Source organism: Streptomyces sp. WELS2 (assembly GCF_013870595.1).
Taxonomy (GTDB): Bacteria; Actinomycetota; Actinomycetes; order Streptomycetales; family Streptomycetaceae; genus Streptomyces.
The window spans coordinates 1-5,507 of sequence record NZ_JACBWZ010000413.1 but is presented as its reverse complement, the minus strand read 5'-3'; the positions used below and the strand labels follow the sequence as shown (position 1 = coordinate 5,507).

The following is a 5,507-nucleotide window of genomic DNA, read 5'->3' as shown; positions in this document are numbered from 1 at the left end:
CGCTGCCCGCCCGGCCGGGGGGCTGGAGCCGGGCCGTCCGCCGGGGTCCGGGGTGCCGGGACCGGGTTCCGCGGGCTCTCGGCGAGCGCCTGCCGCGGTGCCGGGTCCGTTTGCCGCGCCGCCCGTACCGGCGTGGGCCGTGCGCCCTGCGTGTCCTGGGCGCGCAGGCAGCGGCGGACCGCCTCCGGGTCGAGCCCCTCGTTGCATGCCTGGTGCAGGAGGCGGGCGAAGAGGTAGTCGGGATCCGCCCCGAGTGCCATGGCCAGTGCCTCGCGCGCCTCCAGTTCGTCGCCCGTGGACCAGGCGACCCAGCCCGCCAGGGTCAGCGGTGCGGCGGCGTGCTCGCCGTAGGGGCCGACGCAGCGGCGGGCCAGGGCGCGCCAGAGCCGCAGTGCCGGGCCCGCGACGTCCCCTTCCATCCAGGCGGCGGCCCGGTCGCGGGTCGTGCGGTCCTGGAGTCCGAGGATGAGGGTCGCCGCCTCGTGGGCGTCGAGGAGGCCGTCGTCGCGGACATCCGCCGGATGGGTGCCGGAGACCGGTGCGGCCGCGGCGAAGCGGCGGATGATCCGCTCGGCGAGGACGAGGGTCTCCTGCGCGACCTCCTCGCGGGTCGTCTCGTCCAGGATGCGGGGCACCATGCTCATGCCCGCCGCGTCGAGGGCGATCTCCTGGTCCAGCGCGGCGGTGGACTCCCAGGGTTGCAGCCTGGCGCGCAGTTCTTTCAGCGTGCCGCGCACCTGGAGACCGGCGTAGGTGGCCGCCGCGGCGAGTACGGAGGTGCCGGGCAGGCCCATCGGGGAGCCGTCCTCGGGGCAGCAGCCCTTGACCGGGCAGCAGTACGACCAGAAACGCCCGTCCGAGATGCACAGGGCCTCGACGACGGGCACGTCCAGGCTTCCGCACTCGGTGCGCATCAGCTGGACCAGCCTCGTCAGCCGTTGCTTGACCTCCCGGCCGGACTCGCCGGGGCGCGGTTCCTGGCAGACGTAGGCCACCATGCCCTCGGGCCGGGCGCCGCGCCGCTCGCTGCCGGTCACCAGCCCGCGGGCCAGCTGCCGGGCGGCGGCTTCCCAGTCCTCGTCGTTCGCCGGGATGCCGAGCCGGGCCCGGCCGCCGAACCTGCCGCTGCCTCCCCGGTCGTGCAGGGCGACGAGCACCATGCTGTCCTCGGGGCGGTAGCCGAGCAGGTAGGGCAGGGCGTCGGCCAGTTCCGCGGGGGTGCGCAGGGTGACCTGCGCGGTGTGGTCGTCCGGTCCGGCCGGCGGGGCGTGCCCGGAGATGTCGTCGTTTCCGAAGGGTCCGGCGGTTTCGCTGTGATTCGTCATGCGCCGACAATCTCGCGGATTTCGAGATTCCGCTTGAGGCCCTGTGGATAAGTCGGATCAGGGACACGACAACGCTGTCCTGGTTGTCCACAGACTCGGCCCGGGCCCGCCCGGTTGTCGGTGCGGTCCTGTTGTATGGAACGCATGGAACACACGAGCAACGCGGATCTCCGGGCGGAAGCCGACGCCGTTCTCGCCCGGCTCGTCGGGGACGCCACGGGCGCCGCCCGGCTGCGCGAGGACCAGTGGCGGGCGATCGAGGCGCTGGTCGCCGACCGCCGCCGGGCCCTGGTCGTACAGCGCACGGGCTGGGGCAAGTCCGCGGTGTACTTCGTCGCGACCTCGCTGCTGCGGGCCAGAGGGAGCGGCCCCACGGTGATCGTCTCGCCGTTGCTCGCGCTCATGCGCAACCAGGTGGAGGCCGCGGGCCGGGCCGGTATCCACGCCCGGACCATCAACTCGGCCAACACCGAGGAATGGGACGCCGTCCAGGCGGGGATCGCGGCGGGCGAGGTCGATGTGCTGCTGGTCTCACCGGAACGGCTGAACAACCCCGACTTCCGCGACCAGGTCCTGCCCAAGCTGTCCGCCGCCACCGGCCTGCTGGTGGTGGACGAGGCCCACTGCATCTCCGACTGGGGCCACGACTTCCGCCCCGACTACCGCCGGCTGCGCACCATGCTCGGCGACCTGCCGTCCGGCGTCCCGGTGCTGGCCACCACCGCCACGGCCAACGCCCGGGTGACCGCGGACGTCGCCGAGCAGCTCGGCACGGGCGGCACGATGGACGCGCTGGTGCTGCGCGGGCCGCTGGACCGGGAGAGCCTGAGCCTCGGTGTGCTGCGGCTGCCGGATGCCGCGCACCGGATGGCCTGGCTCGCCGACCACCTCGACGAGCTGCCGGGCTCCGGCATCGTCTACACCCTCACCGTCGCCGCCGCCGAGGAGGTCACCGCCTTCCTGCGGCAGCGCGGACACACCGTCGCCTCCTACACGGGCAAGACGGAGAACGCCGAGCGGCAGCAGGCGGAGGAGGATCTGCTCGCCAACCGCGTCAAGGCCCTGGTGGCCACCTCCGCGCTCGGTATGGGCTTCGACAAGCCGGATCTCGGTTTCGTCGTCCATCTCGGCTCGCCCTCCTCCCCCATCGCCTACTACCAGCAGGTCGGCAGGGCCGGCCGCGGCGTCGCCCACGCCGAGGTACTGCTGCTGCCGGGCAAGGAGGACGAGGCGATCTGGGAGTACTTCTCCTCGCTGGCCTTTCCCTCCGAAGACCTGGTCCGGCGCACCCTCGACGTGCTCGCCCGGGCGGACGGCCCCCTGTCGCTGCCCGCCCTGGAACCGCTGGTGGAGCTGCGCCGTTCCCGCCTGGAGACCATGCTGAAGGTCCTCGACGTGGACGGGGCGGTGCGGCGGGTCAAGGGCGGCTGGACGGCCACCGGACAGCCTTGGTCGTACGACGCCGAGCGCTACGCGTGGGTGGCCCGGCAGCGCGCGGCCGAGCAGCAGGCGATGCGCGAGTACGCCACCACCACCGAGTGCCGGATGGAATTCCTCCAGCGCCAGCTGGACGACGAGGGCGCCAAGCCGTGTGGCCGCTGCGACAACTGCGCGGGGCCGCGCTTCACCTCCGGTCTGTCCCCGGCGGCTCTGGACGCCGCGCGGAGCGACCTGGGCCGCGCCGGGGTCGAGGTGGAGCCCCGGCGCATGTGGCCGACCGGGCTCCCGGCCATCGGCATCGGCCTCAAGGGGCGTATCCCGGCGGGGGAACAGGCCTCGCCGGGGAGGGCTCTGGGACGGCTGTCGGACATCGGCTGGGGCAACCGGCTGCGTCCCCTGTTCGCGCCGCAGGCACCGGACGCCGCGGTGCCGGACGACGTGGCCCGGGCCGTGGTCGGCGTGCTGGCCGACTGGGCCCGTGGTCCGGGCGGCTGGGCCTCCGGTGCGTCCGACGCCCCGGCCCGGCCGGTGGGCGTGGTCACCATGGCCTCGCGCAGCCGGCCCAGGCTGATCCACTCCCTGGGCGCCCGCATCGCCGAGGTCGGCAGGCTGCCCCTGCTCGGCTCGGTGGAATACGCGGGGGATGCGCCCCGGATGCCCCGCAGCAACAGCGCACAGCGACTGAAAGCGCTCGACGGGGCGCTGACGGTGCCGCCCGCCCTGGCGTCGGCACTCGCCGCGGCCGACGGCCCGGTGCTGCTGGTCGACGACTTCACGGAGACGGGCTGGACCCTGGCGGTCGCGGCGCGTCTGCTCCGCAAGTCCGGGGCGCGTGGCGTGTTGCCACTGGTTCTCGCCATTCAGGGATGAGTGCGGCGTCGTCCGGGGACTAGTGCGGCGTCACCGCTGTTGCGGGCTGCCGCGCGGCCGTTCGCGGCGGCCCACCGGACGGGGCCGCGCAGGGCGCAGGCGTCGACGGCCCGCCCTTTGGGTAGGAGGGATATAAGCCACGCACTACCAGATAACACTCGGCGGCACCAATTGCTCGTTGCCGCAACCAAGTTCGACAGGAAGAATCGAGGTCCGCTACCCGCACGACTCACCGTGACCGGTTGAGCTCCGCTGCGGCGCGCGCTCCCCCGAATCCGACCTCGCCCGCAGTGTGGGCGCGTAGCCGAAGGGAGGAACGTGACCTTCGGATTCGCCTCGTCCTCGGCGGCCTCGTTGTCTACGCCGGCGTCCGCCGCCTCCGCCAGTCGTCTGCTCGAGTCCGCGGAGTGGGCAGCCGCCGGGATCCCTTTGCTGCGCAACCCCCGTGAGGTCGTCAGCGGTCTGCACGCCCGCCACCACCCGAAGCCGCTCACGGCGGTCGTGGCGGTGCTCGACCCGGACGAGCGGTTGCGGGCGAGCGCCTCGTTCACGCGCCGTGCGACCCCGGCCGACGGCTGGATGTTCCGCAACGCGCTGCTGGCCCAGTTGCGCCGGGTGATTCCGCACGACCTGCGCCGCCGCACCCCTGTGCGCACGGCCGTCCTGCTCTACTGCCGTGAGGGCGACGCGCGTTGGACCGAGGAGGACGGCGCCTGGATGTGGGGGCTGCGCGATGCCTGCACGCTGCACGGGCTGCGCTGCGGCGCGTACATCACGCTGACCCACGACGGCTGGCAGGTGCTCGGCGAGGGACGTGGGGGGCGCCGGCCGAACGCGCACTCGGCCCCGGAGCCGTTCGCCACGTCGGAGGCCCCACCACTCGGGCCACGCACCGGCGGCCCGGTCTCCGAGGTGCTGAGCCGGGCGGCGGCCCGCTGACCAGCGTGCTGCGGACGGTACGCCGGTTCGCGGCACCGACCGGAGGCTGCTACAACGCATCCGCCCGGCGCGCGACGGCCGGGCCGAACCGGCGTGCTCACAAAGCGGTCCCGAGGAGGAGCGGCAGGCTCGCCTTCCGGACACCGAGGAGCCCTGGGTGACCTCAGGGCTCCGCCCCTGATGTGCCCCGGAGAGGGCCGCGGGTGGTGCGGGCCGCACCGAGCGCGCGCGTGTCCGGCCGAGAGGCATCGCCATGCGTCGCCAAGGCTGCCCGGATCACGCCCCCGGCGCGATGCCGTCCGGTGCTCCCGGGCCTCCCCGGGAGAACGGACCCGGCGGCGAGAACGGACCCGGCGGCCTCATGGCCGCGGCCCGCCGGCCGGGCGCATCGAGCCCGTCGTCCGGGCACGCCAAAAGCCGCACCGTGCGGATTCCGCCGGAGCGGCTCCTTCGGCCCCTCGGTGTCCCGAGGTGCCGACGCGACTCAGACGCCGGCGCCCAGCACCGAGTTGATCTGCTGCGGGTCACCGCAGACGATCAGCAGGGCACCGGCACGGGAGTGGGCCAGCGGGAGGGCGGTGGCAGCGGCGGAGGCGGGGCCTCCGTTGACGGCCACGACGACCACCGGGCGGGTGGCGGCGCGGGAGGCGACGGCGGCGTCCGCGTAGAAGACGTCGTCACCGGCGTCGTGCTGCGCCCAGTAGGACGCTTCGCCGAAGGACAGTTCGTGTTCGGCCCACGGGTGCTGGGCACCGGTGGTGAGCACGAGCACGTCGCCGGGGGCGCGGCCCGAGTCCAGGAGCAGGTCCACCGCCTCCTCGGCGGCGTCGAGCGCACCCTCGGCCGAAGCCGGGATCAACTGGATCTGCGGGCCCGCCGTGGCGGCGGGAGCGGCCGGACCGGAAGGACCGGGATTGGCCACAGCCGCGTCTC

General features: G+C 74.1%; 4 protein-coding genes. 2 read left to right on the top strand and 2 right to left on the bottom strand.

What is annotated here, in order from left to right:
* A partial coding sequence (locus tag H5J33_RS21935; protein ID WP_181796631.1) for a DUF4192 domain-containing protein occupies positions 1-1,325 on the bottom strand: 1,325 nt, incomplete at its 3' end.
* A 144-nt stretch (positions 1,326-1,469) separates the two neighbouring features.
* Between H5J33_RS21935 and H5J33_RS21930 the strand changes: the two genes are divergently transcribed.
* Both H5J33_RS21930 and H5J33_RS21925 read left to right on the top strand, forming a co-directional pair.
* Positions 1,470-3,635, top strand: coding sequence for a RecQ family ATP-dependent DNA helicase (locus tag H5J33_RS21930; RefSeq protein ID WP_181796630.1), 2,166 nt, complete (start codon positions 1,470-1,472; stop codon positions 3,633-3,635).
* Between the two features lie 318 nt (positions 3,636-3,953).
* Complete coding sequence (locus H5J33_RS21925) at positions 3,954-4,574, top strand: hypothetical protein (RefSeq protein ID WP_181796629.1); 621 nt, start codon at positions 3,954-3,956, stop codon at positions 4,572-4,574.
* Between the two features lie 484 nt (positions 4,575-5,058).
* On the opposite strand, the gene H5J33_RS21920 is transcribed toward H5J33_RS21925, so the two are convergent.
* The coding region (locus H5J33_RS21920; protein WP_220212616.1) for a hypothetical protein at positions 5,059-5,507 on the bottom strand (449 nt) is incomplete at its 5' end.